Source organism: Pseudarthrobacter sp. NIBRBAC000502772 (assembly GCF_006517235.1).
In the GTDB taxonomy this organism is placed as follows: Bacteria; Actinomycetota; Actinomycetes; order Actinomycetales; family Micrococcaceae; genus Arthrobacter.
In genome coordinates, this window is sequence record NZ_CP041188.1 from 4,497,682 (window position 1) to 4,516,098 (window position 18,417).

Here is an 18,417-nt window from a genome sequence, read left to right on the forward strand (position 1 = left end):
TCCGATCAGCCTTCCGATCAGCCTTCCGCGATTCAGTCTTCCGTGGGCGTGGTCCTGTTGGAGTGGTAGGTCCGCCACGTGTGTTCAGGCTCGTAGCCCAACAGGCGCCGGGCCTTGTCGATGGACAGCAAGGTCTCGTGTTCGCCCAACTCCTTGGTCACGGTGACGTTGGGGAACACCTCCGCGGCGAGGCTGGCGCTGGAACGCGTCATGACAGTGTCCGCGTTCGCGATGATGAATGCCTGGAACCCGGGCTGGCCGTTTTCCAGCGCACGCGCCACAGCCTGTGCGCCGTCGCGCCCGTCGATGTAGCCCCAGAGGTTCCACTTCCGCGCACCGGCGTCCGAATCGAACGACGGGAACCGTTCGTAGTCCTCAGGATCCATGACGTTGGAGAACCGCAGGCCCGCAATGCTCAGCTCGGGATCCCAGCGCGTCAACTGGATCGCCATCTGCTCCTCGAGGTGCTTCACGAGTGAGTACGTGCTCTCGGGCCGGGCCGGGTATTCCTCATCCACCGGGATGTAGGGAGGGTCGACGTCGAACGGCAGTCCCAGCACCGTCTCGCTGGAGGCGTAAACCACCTTCTTGATGCCGGCCCGCCGCGCCGCCTGGAAGACGTTGTAGGTCGAGAGCATGTTGTTCTCGAAGGTGGCGGCATCCGGGATGATGCCAGGCGCCGGAATGGCTCCCAGATGGACGATTGCGTCGAAGCCGTCATGCCGGTCGTCGAGACCGAGGAACACGTCAAGGACCTGGCCATAGTTGCGCAGGTCCACGATTGCCAACCCGCGGTGCCGCTCCCCCGCCCGGTCCAGGTTCAGCACCTGGTGGCCGTCGTCGGTCAGCCTGCGGACCACATGCCGTCCCAGTTTTCCGCTGCCTCCGGTCACTGCAATTCTCATGGGGACACCCGGGTGGCCAGGAACTTTTCGACGGCGGCAATGGCACGTGTGGTGATGGCACTTGGGTCACCGCTGCCATCCACCGAAACCAATATGCCCCGGCCGGCGTAGACCGCCACGACCTCGTGGGTTTCGCGGTGGTAGAGGTCCAGCCGGTGCCGGAACACTTCGATGGTGTCGTCCTTCCGGCCCTGTTCCTTGGCCCGCCGCAGCATCCGTTGCTCCAGTTCGGAATCCGGTGCGCGGAGTTCCACCACGGCGTCGAGGCGGTGGCCCTGGGACGCCAGTATGTTGTCCAGTTCCATGATCTGGGGAGCTGTCCTGGGGTATCCGTCCAGCAGGAATCCGGGCTGCAGATCGGCGTCGAGGAGCCGGTCCTTGACCAGGGCGTTGGTGAGATGGTCCGGGACAAAAGCGCCGTCGTCGAGATACTTGGCGGCCTCTACGCCCAGCGGCGTCTCGTCGCTGACGTTGATCCGGAAGATTTCGCCCGTGGATACGGTCGGAATGCGGAAGTGCTTGGCGATCTGCACCGCTTGGGTGCCTTTTCCTGAGCCCGGCGGCCCGATGATGAGCAGTCTGGTCATGTTCCTGTCCCTCCGCGGCGTCCCTGCCGGCTGGTCTCGGGTCCACTATCGGCTGCGCCAACGTGTGCTTCATTCTGCCCACAAGTCGCAGCACAACGCCAGCCTCCGGGAAGGGAGCCGGAGGGCTGGCGCTGGATTGGAGGGCTAGAACTTGGAGTTCGTCCCGGCAATTTGCGCGGCGGACAATGGATTGCCAGCGATGTCCGCGATCCCGGCGTCGGGGGTGAAGTTGGGTCTCACGTTGCCATTCACGTCCAGGGGCGAGCCGGTACCGGTACCGAGCGTAATAGTGAGTTGATTCGTTGTTACGTTCCATGAAAGGGATGATCCGGCGAAGGTCAGCCCGCCTGTCCCCGCATAGTTGCCGACAAGCCCAACTTTCCCGACCCTCATAGTTGTACAGCCGTCCGCTGTTAGGCGGAGGACGTCATCGGAACCCACGGTAACAAGCACTTGGTTCACCGTCTGGCTGCCGCCGGCCGCGGACCAGCCGCTGCAGATTGTTGACGGGTCAAGCGCCTCGTTGAATTTGAGGAAAATCTTGTCCCCCAGATCCATGATGCCGCTCGTTCCGCCGTTTTCGAGGCTAACTGTGGAAGCAATTGGCACGGAGACGTCCTTGGTGCGCGTCACTATTCGGGGATCACTCACATTACCTGCCGCATCCTTGGCGGTGGCAGTGTAGGTAACGGCTCCTGGGCTGAAGGCCGTGAGGTCGAAATCGGCTGTGGTCCAGTCTCCGCTCTCGGTGGCAGCGACCGTCTTAGAGACAGGAAGCGAACCGGACCCCGAAACAGTAACTGTCACCGATGAACTTGGCTCGGCGGTGCCACGGACTGGGACGCCTGAAACGTTGAGACTATTGACGTAGGCGGGTGCGATGATCAACGGCGGGTCCGGCTTCGTCGTGTCGGCGACGAAGACTCCCACGCTGCGGGCAGACTCCGGCCCCGCCCACGAGCCGAGCACAGGTGTAACCGTGTAATACCAGGTGCCGGAAGGCAAGGCAGGTTCGCTGCAGCTCAGCGTGGTGACTGTTCCAGCGCAGGTTCCTCCAGCGGCAACCTTGGTACCGCCGGTGACGGATGAGTAGCGGGCAACGGTGTATCCGGAGACAGGCCGGCCCGCCGCCGTCGTGCTTGCCGCCCAACTGACGGAGGTAGCACCTGCCGAAGCGGACGCCGTCGGCGCGGCCACGGCAACGATGGCATCGGCCCCGGCGCCGCCGTTGTTGCTGCTGAGGGTCTGCCAGTAGGCGCTGGCCGCCGGGGCGCCCCAGGAAATGACGAGGGCTGCAGCCATAACGCCGGCAATGCGGGCCTGGCGATTCGGGCGGAGCAGTCGTGGCCTGGTTTCGACAGGCTCAACCACCGGCCGCCTGGGAGGGATAGGGCGGCTCATTTCCGTGCCTCCAAAGTGACGGGCAGATTGAACGTGGCGCCCTGGCAGCCTGACAGCGATGCCGTGGACATGGCGGCGGCGCCCTGCAGGGTGATCAGCACAGACGAGTTCGCCGGAATACTCACTGTCGGGGCCAGCGGAGCGGCAGGTTCAACGAACGTCACTCCGGTTCCGGTGGCGGGGCAGCCCGCGGGGTTGCCGACCGCCGTCACAGCCCCGTTGCCGCGGATGGCGTAGACCTGCACGGCGTGGCCGTTGGGGTTGTGTGCCCGGACGGCAACATCGGCGGTGCCGCCCGGGACAAGGGTGTTCTGCGGGCTGTCGCCCGCCACGAGGGCCTCGACGGTGACGGTGGCCATGGTGCCGTTGGTGGCGGCGCCGGATCCGGCACCCACCGTGGCCCAGTAGGCGTACGCTCCGCCCACTCCCGTGGCGAGGCAGAGGGTGACGGTTGCTGCCGCAGTCCTGGCAGCCAGTCGTCGGGGGGTCTTTTCCGGTGTGGCGGTCATGTCAGTTCCCCTCCCCTGCTCCGGAGTACGAGAACTGCAGGGTGGCACCCTTACAGCCGTCCTGGTTCAGCGCCGTGTCCAGCATGGCGATTTTAGGCCACAGTGCCGGAGCGATGCCGAGTGATTGGAGCGAGCTGGAGCCCACAGGGACCGTGAACGGATAGGAGCCGGTGTAGTTGGTCACCACGTAGTCCGACGCCGTGCAGGGAAGCGCTGCTGCCGCTGCCGCCTGCGTCCGGGTGATGCTGGTGATGGCGACGGACAGGCTGGTCAGCGCCAGGCTCTTGTTGTTGGGATTGGCAAAAGAAAGATTCAGCGGCAGCGTGGCACCCGGCGTGAGCTGCGTGCCCAGATTCCCGGAAATGCTGAAGGTCTTTTTGGACGACTGGACAAAGAGTTGGACCACGACGGCGGCGGCCTGGCTTGCGCCGGCGGCCGTGGCGATGGTCAGGTCCGCTTTGCCGTCCGGAGTGGTTGCCGACGTCGTTACGGTGAGCACCACTGTGGCGGTTTTACCGGAACCCAGCGTGACCGACGCCGGTGCGAAGGCCGCCGTCGTACTGGCCGGCAGGCCCGAAACAGTGGGGGTGACGCTGCCGCTGAACCCGTTGGTGGAGGTCAGGGACACCGAATAGTTGACCGGGTCGCCCCGGTCAACCGTCCGACTGGAGGGATTCACCTGGATGGTGACGCCCTTTGTGGTGTTGCCCTGGCTCCCGCCCTGGCTGGCCGCGAAGATAGTGCCCGCCGAAACGAGCATCACCACAAGACCCACCAACAGCACCTTCGCTGCGGTGGTGGTTCTTCGCATGACTGTGCGGAAGTACCCAGAATCATTCTGCACGTTCAGCCCTTCTGGCCTGTTCTGAATTGAGGGGGAGGCGGTGGAATTCGCCGGCAGGAAGGCCCCTGCTCCTCCCGCCGGCGAAGACTTTTAGACGCTGCCGACAGTGATCGTGACGACGGCGCCCTTGCAGGCGTCTTGGTCCACCGTTGCGCTGTCATTGAACGTCAGGGTTCCGCTGCCGACAATTGTGTCGGTCGAGTTCTTCGCGACCGTGGTGTTGCTGGTGTCCGCAGTGACGTCGAACCAGGCCTGAAGGCAGCCCGCGACGTCCGTGCTCACACTGGCGGTCAGGACCCCCACCTGGGTGCTGGTGTTCGGGTCGGCGTTGTCCGCCGTGTAGGTCACCGTGCGGGAGTCTCCGGGCGTCAGTCCGCCCTCGAACGCAGCGTGCAGGGTGACCGTGCCGCCGCCTTCCGAGTTGGTCGCTTCGCCTGAGCCGTCGCCGGTGGTGGTCCAGTAGGCGTAGGCAGCGCCGCCGCCGCCGGCCACCAGTGCCAGGGCACCGACTGCTGCCAGGACCTTGTTCTTCTTGGTCATTTTGCGCATGAGAGAGACTCCTTTGGGCTGGGGGTAAAGACAGATGCTGAGACGCACAGCCATCGGGAACCACTAAGGGACCTTGCTTCCGGCTGATCGATGACGCCCATACTTCCCGGCGCTGGTGATCCCAACAACGCGTAGCAGTACTGGACTTTTGCAGACCTCCTCGGCCACGACCTCTTGGATGAGGGGCAGGGTACTCAGACTTCGTCGACGAGGGGTGAGGTGTCCGATGCGCCGGGAATCTTCGCACAAGCGTTCAGGAACCATCCGCACTCCTTGTAGTTTCAAGCCCAGAGGCCTCACTGCCGGATCCTCCGGCGGTGCCCCCGCACGGTAAGCAGGTAGTCCTTGAGTCCCCCTGGCCTGGCCGCCTTGTGGCGCTTTCCAAGGCTCTGGCCTGTATATACTTCTGGATATCGGTTTAGCAGCAGGCCGTTGGACAGTTCGTCGATCCAGCGACCGTCGCCACCCTTTTGCCACTACGGCAGGGTTGTGCGGAGGGTTACCGGCTCCTTTGACCTGAGCGAATGGCACTAAGAACCGTGGCCAGCGAGTCAACACCAAAAACAGCTACATCAATCACCGAGCACCTCCACGAAGAACTCCTCAACAGCTCCGACGTGGAGGAGTTCCTGGATGAGCTTGCCCGGGTGTCGGCCAGCACCCTTTCCGAACCCGGCGACGAAGTGCTGTGCGGCATCACTCTCCTGCGTCAGCGCAAGGCGGCCACCATTGCCAGCAGCGGCGCCGCTGCCCGCGCTGTCAGCCAGATTGAATACCAGTCCGAGCAAAGCCCGGGCATGGCTGCCTCGCTGGAGCAGGTGACGGTCCATGTTGCTGACGTGAAAGACGAAGCGCGCTGGCCCGGATACTGCGAAGCCGTCCTGGACCAAGGCATCCGGTCAGTCCTGGCCATCCCATTCCGGCTGGAGGGGGAAACCAAAGCCACCCTGCTCCTCTACTCCCACCGGACCTCCCGCTTCGAAGGCCGCGTCCTGAAGGCTGCCGAGGATTTCGTCCGCCAGACCTCGCTGGCCCTGCGGCTTGCGGTGCGTTTCGCGCATTACAGCGAGACTGCGGCGCATCTGCGTGCCACCCTCGAATCACGCACGGTGATCGACATGGCGGTGGGCATCATCATGGCCCAGAACCGGTGCAGCCAGCAGGACGCATTCGAGCTCCTCAAAGCGGCGTCCAGCACCCGTAATTCCAAGCTGCATATCGTCGCCGCGGCCGTGGTGAATGCGCTGGGCCAGGGGCCGGCCCGGACCCAATACGACGGCTGAACCCGGCCCCGCCGGCGGCGGCCATCGAGGTGTCCGCTGAGATCAACGACGGGCGGGTTGCGGAATACGTCGCTTTGACGGTTTACCCACCCCACCAGCCCGTACACTGGTGGCAAAGCTGGCTGAGGGGCTTTCATGGAAACAAAACGCATCTGTCTTGTCATCGAGGACAACGACGACATCCGCGGTCTGATCACGGTGGTCCTGACCCGCGCAGGCTTTTCCGTACGTTCGGTCGCCAACGGCGCCGATGGAATTGCCGCGGCCGCTGAACCATCGGTTGCGCTGATCACACTGGACCTTGGCCTGCCGGACATGGACGGGCACGTCGTAGCCCGGGCAATCCGTGCCTTAAGCACCGCTCCCATGCTGTTCCTCACGGCCAGGTCCGAGGAGGACGACATCCTGGCCGGAATGGCCTCCGGCGCTGCTGCCTACCTGACCAAGCCATTCCACCCCAAGGAACTGCAGGAGCTCGCACTGCGGCTCTGCCCGGCGGATGCCCCCGCCCGCCAGCATTCGACGCCGCAACGGCAGCAGTAAGCCGCATCCTGGCGCCTGCCCGCTCGCTTGCCCACCAGTTGACGTAACCTATTCAGCCTCAGGCGGCCGGCCGGCGTCGGACCCTGCGACTACCGCGATGGCTCCCAGGAGCAGCGCGGCGTTGGCCCAGAATATCCCCAGCACGCCAAGGGGTGCGGCGAAAGAGCCGACGGCGATGGGCAGTGTAATCTGCGCCAGCCGGTTGACCGTCATGCGCAGGCCCAGGACCGCTCCGTGGCTTGAGGACGCAGTCAGGGACACCACCCAGGCCATGGTTAGCGGTTGCGGAATGCCGAGCCCAAGTCCCAGCCCGATCATCACCGCAATGGCACCAAAGGGACCCACGAGCGGAAGGGCGGCCAGGGATAGGACTGCGGCGCCAATGGACACGATCAGCATCGCCTTGCGTCCGAAGCGCCCGATCAGCCGGGTAAGGCCCACCCTGCTGGCGACTGACACTGCAGCCCGGAGGGCCAGCAACAGTCCGACGACGGCGGCGCTCACGTTTTGTTCGGTGGCCCAGACCGGGACGAACGCATACATCGGAACTGTTCCTCGTCGCCCTGCGCTATTTCGGCCTGGTTCTTGTTCTCCTCGCCGCCAACTATGGCCTGATCTCGGCCCTGGACGCGCTCTCCGTTGCAGCACTGCCGGCCAAGATCCTTGCCGAAATCGCCCTCCTGTCCGTCAGCTGCGTGGTGCAGCAGCGCTTTCTATTCGCCCGGCGAACGCCCAGGAGCGCGGCACGGGAGGCTGAGGACCAGGCTCTGGACCCGAGCCGCGGCCACCATCCCGGGACGTTGCGCCGGTAGCCGAGGTACTGCGGGCGGGACGGCAGCAGCCGCGCTGCCTTATCCGGTGGTGCCCGTCTTCTCGGCGTAGGAGGTGGCCTGGCGGCGCACCTGGTCCACGTAGGAATCGGACTGGTTGTAGGAGTAGATGGCATCAGTCCATCCGTTCGCGGCGGTGAGGTCGCGGCCATGGGCGCATAAGTACCCGGCCGCGCTGAGGGCGGCGTCGTCGATGTTGAAGGGATCCGCTTCTCCGTCACCGTTCCCGTCAAGTCCCGCAAGCTCCCAGGTGGAGGGGATGAACTGCATGGGTCCAACGGCGCGGTCCCAGCGGGCGTCGCCATCCAGGACGCCGTCGTCGGTATCAGCGATGGCGGCAAATCCGTTGCCGTCCAGGCTCGGGCCGACCAGTGGCCCGCTCGCCTGCCCCGCGGCAGTCAGGCTTCCACCACCGTAAGCTCCGTGGGCGGATTCGATGAAGCCGATCGCCGCCACCGTATTCCAGCCGATTCCACACGCCGGAGCGGAATGATTGGCCGCGCCGGCCGCACCCACGTAGGCCCGAAGCGCGCGGGCGGGAATACCGGTTTGCGCGGCAGCCAGGATGAGCCACTCAGCGTCCGCGTTCCGGGTGATATTCACCGCAGTGGTAATGCCGGTGGAGGACGTTTCGAATTTCGCCTCCGACCGTGGCGGAGGAGGAAGAGCCCGCGGGCGGGCGCGCCGGTCTGCCCGAGCGCCCAGAATGACACCGCGGTGATGACGCAGATCGCGAACACGCAGAAAACCGCAAGGCGTTTGAGTCGGAGCACGGGTTTGATCCTATCGATCGAAATCCGCCAGTCAGAACGGCGGCTGCATGGCGCCCGGGAAACAGCAGCCGGACGCCCGGCCGGCACTCATATTCGGACTTAGGTTCCGTCACAGCACCTGCACAGTATCGCCCGGGATGGTAGAGAACAGCCCACCAACAGATTCCGGAGAATCCCGATGACTTCCATCATTTTCATCGCCGCAGACCTCGCGGCCATCAGCATCCTCACGTTCGTCCTCTACCTCCGCCGCCACCGCCGCCGCGACCTGGTGGTCTCGTACCTGGGCATGAACGTGGGCGTCCTGGCCGTGGCCACCGCCCTGTCCGGCTCCGCTGCCGGACTCGGCCTGGGACTTGGCCTCTTCGGCGTCCTGTCCATCATCCGGCTCCGCTCCACCGAGCTGGCCCAGCACGAGGTGGCCTACTACTTCTCGGCCCTGGCGCTGGGACTCATCGCCGGCCTCGGCATCGAGCCTGTGTGGCTCACCGCCTCCCTGATGGGCCTGATCCTGCTGGTGATGTTCGTCGGCGACCACCCCCGCGTGCTGCCCGCGCACAGGTACCAGATGGTCATCCTGGACCGGGCCCTGGCGGCGGACGGCGAACTGTACGCCCGGCTCGAGGAAGTCCTGCACGGCAAGGTCCACTCCGCCACTGTCCAGGAGCTTGACCTGGTCAACGACAAAACCATCGTGGACGTCCGCTACGCCTACAGCCCCCGCGTCGTCCAGCCCGCCGCCCACGCCACCATCTCAGCCATCACGACGGCGGCACCCCGGCATGCAGTACCGGTACCTTCCGTGATGCTCCCGACAGAGGAAACAGCGCCGGCTGTGCCTGCCGACTTCGCGGCCGACCCCGTTCGTGCGGCTGACCCCGTCCACGCCTCGGCAGGTGCGGCATGAACGCCCCCGCAGGCGTCGGCGTCGTCAGCAGCCTCAGCGGGCTGCCGGCCGTGGGGCTGGACGAACTGAACGCCGAAGCCGCGCTGCAGACCCGGGTGGACCCACCTTCACCGGCAGCTCGTCCACCACCTAAGACGATCGCCCCGTGAGACGCCGATGTCGGGGGCGGGAGGTCGCTCTGGCAGGCTAGGAACGTGATTGCAATCCTGTCTGCACCAAGTAACCTCGGCCTGCGGCCTCCAAGACGCGGCAGTGTGCCCGGCACAGCCAAAGCACCCGAGGCCCTAAGAGAAGCCGGTCTATTCAAGCGGCTCGCACAGGTGGGGGCGATTGACGCTGGCGTAGTCCTTCCAGGGCGGTACGTCGATGACGACACCACTCGCTCGGCTGGCCATGTTCGCAACGAGGCTGCGATGGCCGAGCACGCCCATCGACTTGCCGATCGTCTGGCGGGTGTTATCGAAGCAGGAAATACTCCGTTGGTGGTCGGCGGAGATTGCAGCGTCCTACTCGGAATCGGCCTCGCTCTCTCGCGGCGCGGCCGGACTGGCCTGGTTCATGTAGATGGCCACACTGACTTTCGGCACCCTGGCAACAGCGAGGAGTGCGCTAGCGTCGCCGGTGAAGACCTTGCCGCTGCCGTTGGCCTGCACTGGCCAGCAATCGCGAATATGGACGGATTCGGGCCGTACTTCCCCCCAGCTCGTACCGTCCACATAGGGCACCGAGACGATGATGCAGAGGCTTCCGAAGCGCGTCGGAAACTGGGCCTCGTCGTCTCCGCCCAAGAAGCCCTTGCTCAGGCGCCGGACGCCATCGCCGCTGCAGCTCTTGCAGTTGCGGGCGTTGGCTACTGGCTGCAGATCGACGTCGACGTACTCGATCCCAGCGTGATGCCAGCCGTAGACAGTCCCGACCCAGGAGGATTCGCCGCGAATGAACTGACGGAACTTCTGGCTCAGCTCGCCCCATGGGCCATCGGGGCGTCAGTGACCGTGTTCGACCCTGACCTCGACCCCGACGGACGGTACTCCCGCGTGGTTACCGACGTCATTTCGGACGGTCTCGCGCGACTAGGTGTGGCTGCCTGACCTCCCCACCCCAGTAAGGGATCCCCCTACCGGCCAACCGGGCGTGTCATTTACCGCTGCAGAAACGCCGCCATTTAGCGCTGCGATTCATAAAAGTGAGAGAGCGTTGCGAATTAAGTCGCATCAAGTGAGAGAGCGTCCGGGGGTGTAGAGGGGGCAGCGTTTTTGGTCCTGTGAGCTTTCCGGATATCGGCGCATACTTGAACGCACAGGCCACGCCATGGGAGGACACCATGAAGTTTCTCGGAGCACTTATTGTCATCTGGCTGATCATCGGAGGAATCGCCGCCTGGCAGCGCGGCTATTTCGGCGGGGCTCCAGGGTCCTGCGCCGCGGCGGGAACGGTGGCCGTGACCATCGTCGCCGGGCCCTTGAACTACCTGGGCGTCAACCCGCAGGTCGGCTGCGAGCTGCCCCAACCCTCCCAGTAGCCAGATCCTTGGTGCCCCGGCGTGTGGTCCCTAGAGTAGGGAATGCCGGGCGCTGGCTTTTGCTTGGCGCCCGAAACTGATCCCGAAGCTTCGAAAGGACCGCCGAGATGGCATTCGTCACCGTTGGAACCGAGAACAGCACCGATACCGAGCTCTACTACGAAGACCACGGGAGCGGCCAGCCCGTTGTCCTGATCCACGGATACCCGCTGGACGGATCCTCCTGGGAAAAGCAGACCACCGCCCTTCTGGAGGCCGGCTACCGCGTGATCACCTACGACCGCCGCGGCTTCGGCAAGTCCAGCAAGACCACCCGCGGCTACGACTACGACACGTTCGCCGCCGACCTCAAAACCCTCCTGGAATCGCTGGACGTCAACAACGCCGTGCTGGTGGGCTTCTCCATGGGTACCGGCGAGGTTGCCCGTTACCTGAGCACGTATGGCTCCGCCCGGGTGGCCCGCGCAGTGTTCCTCGGATCGTTGGAACCGTTCGTCCTGAAAACCGAGGACAACCCGGAAGGCGTACCGCAGGACGTTTTTGACGGGCTCACCGAAGCCGTCACCGCGGACCGGTACGCGTTCTTCACGGAATTCTTCAAGAACTTCTACAACTCGGACACGTTCCTGGGCACACCGCGGCTCAGCCAGGAAGTCCTGGACGCCAGCCGGAACATCGCAGCCGGAGCCGGCGCCACCGCATCAGTCGCCGCGCAGCCCACCTGGCTGACCGACTTCCGCGGCGACATCCCCCGGATCGATGTCCCCGCGCTGATTGTCCACGGCACCGAGGACAACATCCTCCCCATCGACGTCACCGGCCGCAGGTTCGCCAAGGCCCTGCCGTCGGCGGAGTATGTGGAGATCGACGGCGCCCCGCACGGGCTGCTGTGGACGCACGCCGCGGAAGTCAACGAATCCCTGCTCGCCTTCCTGAAGAAGCAGACCGGATAACAAAAAAGAGTGGAAGGGCCAGGCGTTTCGCCTGGCCCTTCCACTCTTTAAGGCTTAGTCAGCTCAAGCCCTGGCGGCCTTGCCCGGCAGCGCCAGCTTGAAGACCTTCGCCCAGGAAGATCCCACCTGCTTCAGCAGCGGACCAGTGGTGTACTTCAGGCCATAGCGCTGGCAGATCTCGCGGACCCGCGGAGCAACCTCGGCGTACCGGTTGGACGGCAGGTCCGGGAAGAGGTGGTGCTCGATCTGGTGCGACAGGTTGCCGGTCATCAGGTGCATGAACTTGGAACCGGAGATGTTGGCCGAGCCGATCATCTGGCGGACGTACCAGTCACCGCGGGTTTCGCCTTCCACCATTTCCTCGGTGAAGGTGTCCGCGCCTTCGGGGAAGTGGCCGCAGAAGATCACGGCGTGCGCCCACACGTTGCGGACGGCGTTGGCGGTCAGCGTGCCGTAGAGGGCCTGCTTGCCGGAACCGGTGAGCATGGCGACGGCGGGCGTGGCCGCGTAGTCCTTGGTGAACTGGGTGACCACCTTGCGGCCCAGCGCCTTGAGGTCCTTGAGCAGTGCTTCCTTGGACTTCTTGCCTGCCTGGTACTCAGCAAGCTCCAGGTCGTAAATGGCGATGCCCCATTCGAAGACAGGAGCCAGGATGGCGTTGTACAGCGGGTTGCCCAGGTTATGAGGCTTCCACGGCTGGCTCTCGTCCATCCGCAGGAGGTTGTATCCGACGTCGTTGTCCTTGCCCACCACGTTGGTCCAGCGGTGGTGGAGGTCATTGTGGCTGTGCTGCCAGGAGCGCGCCGGGGTAACGAAGTCCCATTCCCAGGTGGTGGAGTGGATGTCCGGGTCACGCATCCAGTCCCACTGCCCGTGCAGGATGTTGTGGCCGAGTTCCATGTTTTCCAGGATCTTGGCGAAGCTCAGCAGCGTGGTGCCGGTGACCCAGGCTGCCTTGTTCTTGCTGACCAGCAGTGCCGCGCGGCCGGAGATCTCGAGTCCGCGCTGGATCTTGATCATGCGGCGGATGTAGGCGGCGTCGGATGCGCCGCGCTTGGCGAGGATTTCGTCGCGGATCGCGTCGAGTTCCCGGCCCAGCTCAGCTACCTGTTCGTCGGAAAGGTGCGCGGCAGCGGGCGGGCGGACAGAGGGGCCGCCGGACTCGGCGAGCGCTCCGGGGCGCGTCTTTGCCGCTCCGGTCGGGGCGGCCTTGCTTTCTGAAACTGATTTGTTTTCTGAAACTACTGACATGCGTTAATGCTCCTCAGAGTTCGAGGTTGACGGGTCCGGCGGCTGCCGAGACACACGTTTGGATTAGTTGGCCGGGTTCGCCGTGGACTTCGTTGGTGCGAAGGTCACGGACCTGTCCGGCCAGGAGCGGAGTCAGGCAACTGTGGCAGATCCCCATCCGGCAGCCGCTGGGCATCAGCACCCCGGCGTCCTCGCCGACGTCGAGCAGCGGAGTATCGCCGTCGGCGTCAATTTCCCGGTCCGACGCCTCAAAGGTGACCAGGCCGCCGTCGTGCCCTACACCCCCGGCGAAGGTGGTGTTGAACCGTTCAATCATCAGGTTGCCGGGATCGCCGGCGAGCGCAACATCGGAACCGGGGGCACCGGCGGTGAGGGACGCCTGCTTCCACAGGGCCTCGGCGTCGTCCAGGAAACTGTCCGGACCGCAGGCGTAGGCGGCGCGTTCCTTCCAGTCCGGGCAGATGTCATCGAGCTCGGCCGTGTTGGTCAGGTCCATGCGGCCCTGCTCGCCGGTGTACCAGTGGGCCAGCCGGAAGTTGGGGAACTGGTCAGCCAGTTCGGCGAGTTCCTCGCGGAAGAGGCTGTCGCCGGGCGTGCGGGCTGAGTGGACCAGGACGACGTCGGCATCCGGGCGGCGGGGAACAAGCGTGCGGATCATGGACATCACCGGAGTGATGCCGCTGCCGGCGGTGACCATCAGGAGCGGCCTGGGGTGCTCGGGCAGGACGAAGTCGCCTTGCGGGGGTGCCAGGAAAAGGACGTCGCCCGGTTTGGTGGTCCGGACCAGGGTTCCGGAAACAGCGCCGACGTCGGTGACGGTGATGGCCGGGTCCTTGCCGGCGGGGGCGCTCAGCGAATACGAGCGCCAGTGGCGGACGCCGTCCAGCTCAACGCCTATGCGCGCCCACTGGCCAGCCAGGTGGGAATGCCAGCCGCGGCCGGGACGGAAGAAGATGGTGGCCGACTGTGCCGTTTCCTGGACCACACGGGTCACCACTCCACGCAGCTGGCGCGCGGAGAAAACAGGGTTAAAGAGCGCCAGAATATCTTCCGGTGCCAATGGCGTTGTCAGTACGGAAGCCGCCTGTGCCAGCTGACGTAGCCGGATCATGCAGTCAAACCTAAAGCGGCGCGAGCCATATGTCTCTCTCCTGACCGTTCCGCAGTCACGCAGTAATGTTGGGGCCTCAGCCCCCAATGCCCGCTACAAGCCTAACGGCTGTGGCTTGCTGATGGTTCCCGGGTCAGCGGCTGTCCCGGTCTTCGAATTCCTCATCGAGGTCGTGGTGCCTGAACTCCGTCTCCGGGTTCGGCTCCCCCTCGGCCACGTACTCGTAGTCCAATTGGCGTTGCACCTGGCTGTCCAGAACCTGCAGTTCCCGGTCCGGAACGGTGGAAAGATCTTCCGGGAACTCATCTTCCGGTGTCAGGTGGAGCTTTTCGGACATGTTGAGCCTCTCTGGGCCGTGACAGAAAGCCGGGCCACCGTGGCCCGTACCTTCTCAGGATATTCCCTTCCGGGCGGATCGCCCAGCGGAAATTACGCCGGATCAGGAACGGGCCGGGGTCCAGCCGACGGCGGGCGCAATGTACCGGGCGATGTTTCCCAGCATTTTGGCATTGAAGTCAACGCCCAGCTGGTTGGGCACTGTCACCAGCAGCGTGTCCGCGGCCTGGACCGCTGCGTCGGCCGCCAACTGCTCGGCCAGGACATCCGGAGCACCCGCATAGGTCTTGCCAAAGCGTGCCGTCAGTCCGTCGATGACGCCCACCTGGTCCCGGCTGTCCCGCAGCGCGCTGCCCGCAAAATACCTGCTGTCCTCGTCGTCCACGATTGGCAGGATGCTCCGGCTGACAGAGACCCGCGGCTGGTGGCTGTGTCCTGCCACGGTCCAGGCCTCCCGGAAGAGTTGGATTTGCTCCGCCTGAAGCTGGTCGAAGGGGACGCCGGTGTCCTCGGTGAGAAGGGTGGAGCTCATAAGGTTCATGCCCAGGCCGGCCGCCCACACGGCGGTGTTGCGGCTACCGGCGCCCCACCAGATCCGCTCTGTCAGGCCCGGTGACTGCGGCTGGACCGGCAACAGGCCAATGGCTCCGCCGGCGTAGCGCGGGTCCGCCTCGGCCACGCCGGCGCCGCTGATGGCGTGCCGGAACTCGGCTGTGTGCCGGCGGGCCATGTCTGCGGCGGTCTCCCCTTCGGCCGGTTGGTGGCCGAAGGCGGCAGCCCCGTTCCGGGCGGGCTCTGGTGAACCACGGCTGATGCCCAGCTGCAGCCTGCCGCCGCTGATCAGATCCGTGGCGGCGGCTTCCTCGGCCATGTACAGCGGATTTTCGTACCGCATGTCGATCACGCCCGTGCCCATCTCTATCCGGCTGGTCCGGGCCGCGATGGCTGCCAGCAGCGGGAAGGGGGACGCCTGCTGACGGGCGAAGTGGTGCACCCGGAAGAAGGCGCCGTCGATACCGAGTTCCTCGGCGGCCACCGCCAGCTCAATGCCCTGGCGGAGGGCCTCGCCGGCGGTTCGGGTGCGGGAGCCCTGGCCGGGGCCCCAGTGGCCGAAGGAAAGGAATCCGATGCGTTGCATGTAAGGCCCAACCTCACGCCGGGTGGCCGCATTCCCGGCTGGCATGATGAGCCTGTGAGTATTCCTGCTGAAACCGTGGCGATCGCCAAAACGACTGTGCTGTTCGTCCTGGCCGCTGCTGCCGAGATCGGCGGCGCGTGGCTCGTGTGGCAGTCAGTCCGTGAGGGCAAGGACTGGTGGTGGGCAGGGCTGGGCGTGATTGCCCTGGGCCTCTACGGTTTTGCGGCCACCCTCCAGCCGGATGCCCATTTCGGCCGGATTCTGGCCGCCTACGGCGGCGTGTTTGTGGCTGGTTCGCTGGCGTGGGGAATGATCTTCGACGGTTTCCGCCCGGACCGGTGGGACATCGCGGGATCCGTCATTTGCCTGGTCGGGGTGGCTGTGATCATGTTTGCCCCGCGGAGGTAGCCCGTACCCGCGGTTGGGAGCACAATTGATCCATCCTTTGGATGTGGATGGTGATCAGCGATGGCCACAATAATTGTGGTGGGGTCCGCCCTTTTTCTGCTCCTTGGCCTGCTGGTGGTGGTGCTGTGGGGAGGCCGCAGCATCCGTGAGCCATCCGCCTCACGACCCCACCCCTCCACGGGCACCGGCGGGCAAGAGTTCCGGACTGACGAGAAACTGAGCGCGCTGCGCCGGTTCTTCTGGTGGGCCAACGTCGTGTCCTTTTCCGCACTGGTCTCTGCGTTGCTTGCCGCCTGGCCCGGCGGGCGGCTGGTCATGCGCATTTTGGCGGACACTTCCCCCGCTTCCGCACAAGGCCGGCTAACGGAGGCCCAGGCATTCGTGGGAATTCCCAGCGTTGGGGGGACCATGGCCCTGCTGTTCTTCGGTGGCCTGCCGGCCGGCTTCCTTGCCGCGATCCTGTTCCCCCTCGTGCGCCGCTGGCTTCCACGCGGACGTCTCGCCGGACCGCTGTTCGGTTTGCTCCTCCTCGTGTGGGTAGGGTCCTTGATGGATCCCCTGCGCGCGGACAACATCGATTTCAACATCGTTGGACCCGGCTGGCTGTCGGTGGCACTGTATGCCGGACTTGCCCTCCTTCACGGCGCCGTCGTCGCTGCCGCGGCGGGGTGGTGGAGTGAGCGCCTTCCGCTGTGGGGCTCCGGAGCGGCTAAATTCTATGTTCCGTTGCTCGCTGGTGCCATCTTGTTTCCACCGTTCGCAGTCCTCGTCGTCATTGGAATCCTCCTCTTGTTCCTCTGGCTGAGCGTCGTTCCGGTTTCCTTGCTGAGATCCGCGCGGCCCCGCCGGACAGTGCCAGTTTGGGTGGGTGCCGGGGCGATAGTGCTGATCAGTGCCGCCGCGCTTCCTGTTTTCATCAGCGCCGTGGTTTCCATCTCGTCCAGGACCGGCTGACGCCAGCGGCCAAACTGGCCCCGTGCCCAGCGACCAGACGCCGCCCAACGACCCCGTGCCGCCGTCGCGCGGAAAGATCGCCGAACGGCTGCTGGCCGGCGGCATCGCCATCGAGGCCTTCACCTCGGACCTGTTCCTGGAACCGGTCCGCAAGAGCCTGGCGGTACTGCTCCTGCTCCTGGGCATGCTGCTCAGCGCCGGCGCCGCAGGGCGCTGGATCCGCGTCGAACGGAGCATGCGCAACAAAACTCCCCTCCCGCTGCCGCTCATTGTGCCGCTGCTGGCCGGCGCAGGGGCACTGGCTGCCGCCGTCGTCCTGGATTTTATCCTCTGGCGTTAGCCCGGTGGTCCGCACCAGGCTTCCGGACCGATACGTCAGCGGTGCTCTGGACCGCCTTTGCGGGTGTTGCGCTGGGCGCGCTCGGCATCGGCGTGGTGCTGGCCGGCTGATTCAGCCGCTGAACGTCAGAACATCGGCAGCAGGAAGCCCGCGATGAGCGCCGCGGCACCGATCCCGGTGAGCACGCGGCCAAGCACGACGGCGGTCCGCCCCACCGGTTCGGGCGCTGCGGTCTGCCACTGTGTGGGGCGCTTGGGGTGGTAGTAGATCGGCAGCGTGTCGCCCACGGCCAGGTCCTTGATGTCGTAGGGCGACATCGGCGCGTGGTGGACCTGGAACTTGCGGTCAAACCAGCGGAAGCCCGTTCCGGTAGCGTCCGCGTAGACCACTGCTTCCGCAACGTTCCACGGGTGCACAAACCGCCGAAGGATGCCCGAGTAGAACAGCAGGGCAACCCCCGGCGGAAGGCACAGCCAGGTCATCATTTCCAGGATGGGACCTGCCATTTCAAGCGCAGTGGGCATAGCAATGATGCTACCGGGAGTTGCGACCCCCAGCGTGCCCCCGCCCGGCGGAATCAGCCGATGGGCTCGGCCATCTGCTCCACCACGTACTGGGCATCCACGGTGGCTCCTGTCACGGGGTCTGTCATCTCCACTTTCCAGCTGCGGGCGAACTGGTTCACGCCGCTGGTCATGGCCACCGTGCCGGAAATGAGGACCGTCCCCGGCTCGTTCAGGCTGCGCTCGGCCAGCACCTCCAGCCAGTAGTCCGGGGTCAGCAGGGCTTCCAGCGAGCTGTCCTGGATCAGCGTGTCCGGAGTATCACCCTGCCCCACCCAGGCCTTCAGCGTGATCTGGTCCAGGTGGTCGCGCACGTCGTCCAGCCGCCACGCCTTGCGGCCCAGGACGTCCGGGCTGGCGTTCTTGCTCCAGGCCACCCCATGGACCTCAAGCTCTCGGTCCGTGTGGTCGCATGCGACCGTCAGCAGCACGCCGTCGTCCGTGACTACCAGCGCCCATTCGGCTTCCCCGGAGGTCCGGGCATGCTGCACGCGGACTTCTGAAACCTGCTGCGCCAGGTACGGCGAGACCGGGTAGAGCGCAGGAGTGGTGGCGGGGCCGGGGACGCCCAGTTCAGCCAGTTCGGCAATGTGGGCCTGCACTTCCTCCTGCTCCCGCCCCGCATATCCGGCGTTCAGGAGGTGCTTGACCTGGACTGTCCGGGTGCTGCCGTCGGGAAGTTCGAAGCTCAGAGTCGTCATGTTCTGTCC

The 18,417-nt window shown here is 65.3% G+C and carries 24 protein-coding genes; 10 read left to right on the top strand and 14 right to left on the bottom strand.

Going from position 1 to position 18,417, the window contains the following annotated elements:
- Positions 1 to 32 precede the first annotated feature (32 nt).
- From NIBR502772_RS20845 to NIBR502772_RS20870, 6 genes are all read right to left on the bottom strand, one after another.
- Complete coding sequence (locus NIBR502772_RS20845; RefSeq protein ID WP_141141628.1) at positions 33 to 905, bottom strand: NAD(P)-dependent oxidoreductase; 873 nt, start codon at positions 903 to 905, stop codon at positions 33 to 35.
- A complete protein-coding gene (locus NIBR502772_RS20850; RefSeq protein ID WP_141141629.1) occupies positions 902 to 1,492 on the bottom strand; it encodes an adenylate kinase in 591 nt (196 codons plus the stop codon). Before NIBR502772_RS20850 ends, NIBR502772_RS20845 begins: the two co-directional genes overlap by 4 nt.
- Positions 1,493 to 1,636: 144 nt before the next feature.
- Positions 1,637 to 2,893, bottom strand: coding sequence for a hypothetical protein (locus tag NIBR502772_RS20855; RefSeq protein WP_141141630.1), 1,257 nt, complete (start codon positions 2,891 to 2,893; stop codon positions 1,637 to 1,639).
- A complete protein-coding gene (locus NIBR502772_RS20860; protein WP_141141631.1) occupies positions 2,890 to 3,402 on the bottom strand; it encodes a hypothetical protein in 513 nt (170 codons plus the stop codon). The genes NIBR502772_RS20855 and NIBR502772_RS20860 overlap by 4 nt, the downstream gene beginning before the upstream one ends.
- Before the next feature lies 1 nt (position 3,403).
- A complete protein-coding gene (locus NIBR502772_RS20865; RefSeq protein WP_246848617.1) occupies positions 3,404 to 4,246 on the bottom strand; it encodes a hypothetical protein in 843 nt (280 codons plus the stop codon).
- A gap of 90 nt (positions 4,247 to 4,336) precedes the next feature.
- Positions 4,337 to 4,795, bottom strand: coding sequence for a hypothetical protein (locus NIBR502772_RS20870; protein WP_141141632.1), 459 nt, complete (start codon positions 4,793 to 4,795; stop codon positions 4,337 to 4,339).
- Positions 4,796 to 5,334: 539 nt separating this feature from the next.
- On the opposite strand from NIBR502772_RS20870, the gene NIBR502772_RS20875 reads away from it, so the two are divergent.
- The gene (locus tag NIBR502772_RS20875) at positions 5,335 to 6,078 is read left to right on the top strand and encodes a GAF and ANTAR domain-containing protein (protein WP_141142200.1); all 744 of its coding nucleotides are present in this window, start codon (positions 5,335 to 5,337) and stop codon (positions 6,076 to 6,078) included.
- Positions 6,079 to 6,213: 135 nt separating this feature from the next.
- Positions 6,214 to 6,621 carry a response regulator transcription factor gene (locus tag NIBR502772_RS20880; protein WP_141141633.1) on the top strand — a complete coding sequence of 136 codons (408 nt, stop codon included), beginning with the start codon at positions 6,214 to 6,216 and terminating at the stop codon, positions 6,619 to 6,621.
- A 48-nt stretch (positions 6,622 to 6,669) separates the two neighbouring features.
- Here NIBR502772_RS20880 and NIBR502772_RS20885 read toward each other — a convergent pair whose 3' ends face one another.
- Together NIBR502772_RS20885 and NIBR502772_RS20890 are read right to left on the bottom strand one after the other, a co-directional pair.
- Positions 6,670 to 7,164, bottom strand: a complete 495-nt coding sequence (locus NIBR502772_RS20885) for an MFS transporter (RefSeq protein WP_141141634.1) — start codon at positions 7,162 to 7,164, stop codon at positions 6,670 to 6,672.
- Between the two features lie 308 nt (positions 7,165 to 7,472).
- Entirely contained in the window at positions 7,473 to 8,054 is a 582-nt protein-coding gene (locus NIBR502772_RS20890) for a lytic transglycosylase domain-containing protein (protein WP_371706720.1), read from the bottom strand.
- A gap of 348 nt (positions 8,055 to 8,402) precedes the next feature.
- Between NIBR502772_RS20890 and NIBR502772_RS20895 the strand changes: the two genes are divergently transcribed.
- The 5 genes from NIBR502772_RS20895 to NIBR502772_RS20910 all read left to right on the top strand — a co-directional run bounded on the left by NIBR502772_RS20895 (position 8,403) and on the right by NIBR502772_RS20910 (position 11,606).
- Entirely contained in the window at positions 8,403 to 9,131 is a 729-nt protein-coding gene (locus NIBR502772_RS20895; protein ID WP_141141635.1) for a DUF4956 domain-containing protein, read from the top strand.
- Positions 9,128 to 9,280 carry a hypothetical protein gene (locus tag NIBR502772_RS22555; protein ID WP_168223593.1) on the top strand — a complete coding sequence of 51 codons (153 nt, stop codon included), beginning with the start codon at positions 9,128 to 9,130 and terminating at the stop codon, positions 9,278 to 9,280. Before NIBR502772_RS20895 ends, NIBR502772_RS22555 begins: the two co-directional genes overlap by 4 nt.
- Before the next feature lie 105 nt (positions 9,281 to 9,385).
- Positions 9,386 to 10,222, top strand: coding sequence for an arginase family protein (locus NIBR502772_RS20900; protein ID WP_246848618.1), 837 nt, complete (start codon positions 9,386 to 9,388; stop codon positions 10,220 to 10,222).
- A 233-nt stretch (positions 10,223 to 10,455) separates the two neighbouring features.
- Entirely contained in the window at positions 10,456 to 10,653 is a 198-nt protein-coding gene (locus NIBR502772_RS20905) for a hypothetical protein (protein ID WP_056346486.1), read from the top strand.
- A gap of 107 nt (positions 10,654 to 10,760) precedes the next feature.
- Positions 10,761 to 11,606, top strand: a complete 846-nt coding sequence (locus NIBR502772_RS20910) for an alpha/beta fold hydrolase (protein ID WP_141141637.1) — start codon at positions 10,761 to 10,763, stop codon at positions 11,604 to 11,606.
- A 63-nt stretch (positions 11,607 to 11,669) separates the two neighbouring features.
- On the opposite strand, the gene NIBR502772_RS20915 is transcribed toward NIBR502772_RS20910, so the two are convergent.
- From NIBR502772_RS20915 to NIBR502772_RS20930, 4 genes are all read right to left on the bottom strand, one after another.
- Complete coding sequence (locus NIBR502772_RS20915) at positions 11,670 to 12,857, bottom strand: acyl-CoA desaturase (RefSeq protein WP_141141638.1); 1,188 nt, start codon at positions 12,855 to 12,857, stop codon at positions 11,670 to 11,672.
- A gap of 13 nt (positions 12,858 to 12,870) precedes the next feature.
- Complete coding sequence (locus NIBR502772_RS20920; protein ID WP_141141639.1) at positions 12,871 to 13,968, bottom strand: ferredoxin reductase; 1,098 nt, start codon at positions 13,966 to 13,968, stop codon at positions 12,871 to 12,873.
- 133 nt (positions 13,969 to 14,101) lie between these two features.
- Positions 14,102 to 14,305: a hypothetical protein gene (locus tag NIBR502772_RS20925; RefSeq protein ID WP_141141640.1), complete on the bottom strand. Its 204-nt coding sequence runs from the start codon at positions 14,303 to 14,305 to the stop codon at positions 14,102 to 14,104.
- Between the two features lie 102 nt (positions 14,306 to 14,407).
- Positions 14,408 to 15,442: an LLM class flavin-dependent oxidoreductase gene (locus NIBR502772_RS20930; RefSeq protein ID WP_141141641.1), complete on the bottom strand. Its 1,035-nt coding sequence runs from the start codon at positions 15,440 to 15,442 to the stop codon at positions 14,408 to 14,410.
- A gap of 75 nt (positions 15,443 to 15,517) precedes the next feature.
- On the opposite strand from NIBR502772_RS20930, the gene NIBR502772_RS20935 reads away from it, so the two are divergent.
- The 3 genes from NIBR502772_RS20935 to NIBR502772_RS20945 are packed head-to-tail and all read left to right on the top strand — an operon-like array spanning position 15,518 to position 17,144.
- Entirely contained in the window at positions 15,518 to 15,850 is a 333-nt protein-coding gene (locus NIBR502772_RS20935; RefSeq protein ID WP_141142201.1) for a YnfA family protein, read from the top strand.
- A 60-nt stretch (positions 15,851 to 15,910) separates the two neighbouring features.
- Entirely contained in the window at positions 15,911 to 16,804 is an 894-nt protein-coding gene (locus NIBR502772_RS20940; protein ID WP_141141642.1) for a hypothetical protein, read from the top strand.
- 22 nt (positions 16,805 to 16,826) lie between these two features.
- The gene (locus NIBR502772_RS20945; RefSeq protein ID WP_141141643.1) at positions 16,827 to 17,144 is read left to right on the top strand and encodes a hypothetical protein; all 318 of its coding nucleotides are present in this window, start codon (positions 16,827 to 16,829) and stop codon (positions 17,142 to 17,144) included.
- Positions 17,145 to 17,269: 125 nt separating this feature from the next.
- Here NIBR502772_RS20945 and NIBR502772_RS20950 read toward each other — a convergent pair whose 3' ends face one another.
- On the bottom strand, positions 17,270 to 17,668 hold the full coding sequence (locus tag NIBR502772_RS20950; protein ID WP_141141644.1) for a hypothetical protein: 399 nt from the start codon (positions 17,666 to 17,668) through the stop codon (positions 17,270 to 17,272).
- A gap of 53 nt (positions 17,669 to 17,721) precedes the next feature.
- Complete coding sequence (locus tag NIBR502772_RS20955) at positions 17,722 to 18,408, bottom strand: DUF2848 domain-containing protein (protein ID WP_141141645.1); 687 nt, start codon at positions 18,406 to 18,408, stop codon at positions 17,722 to 17,724.
- Between the last annotated feature and the right edge of the window lie 9 nt (positions 18,409 to 18,417).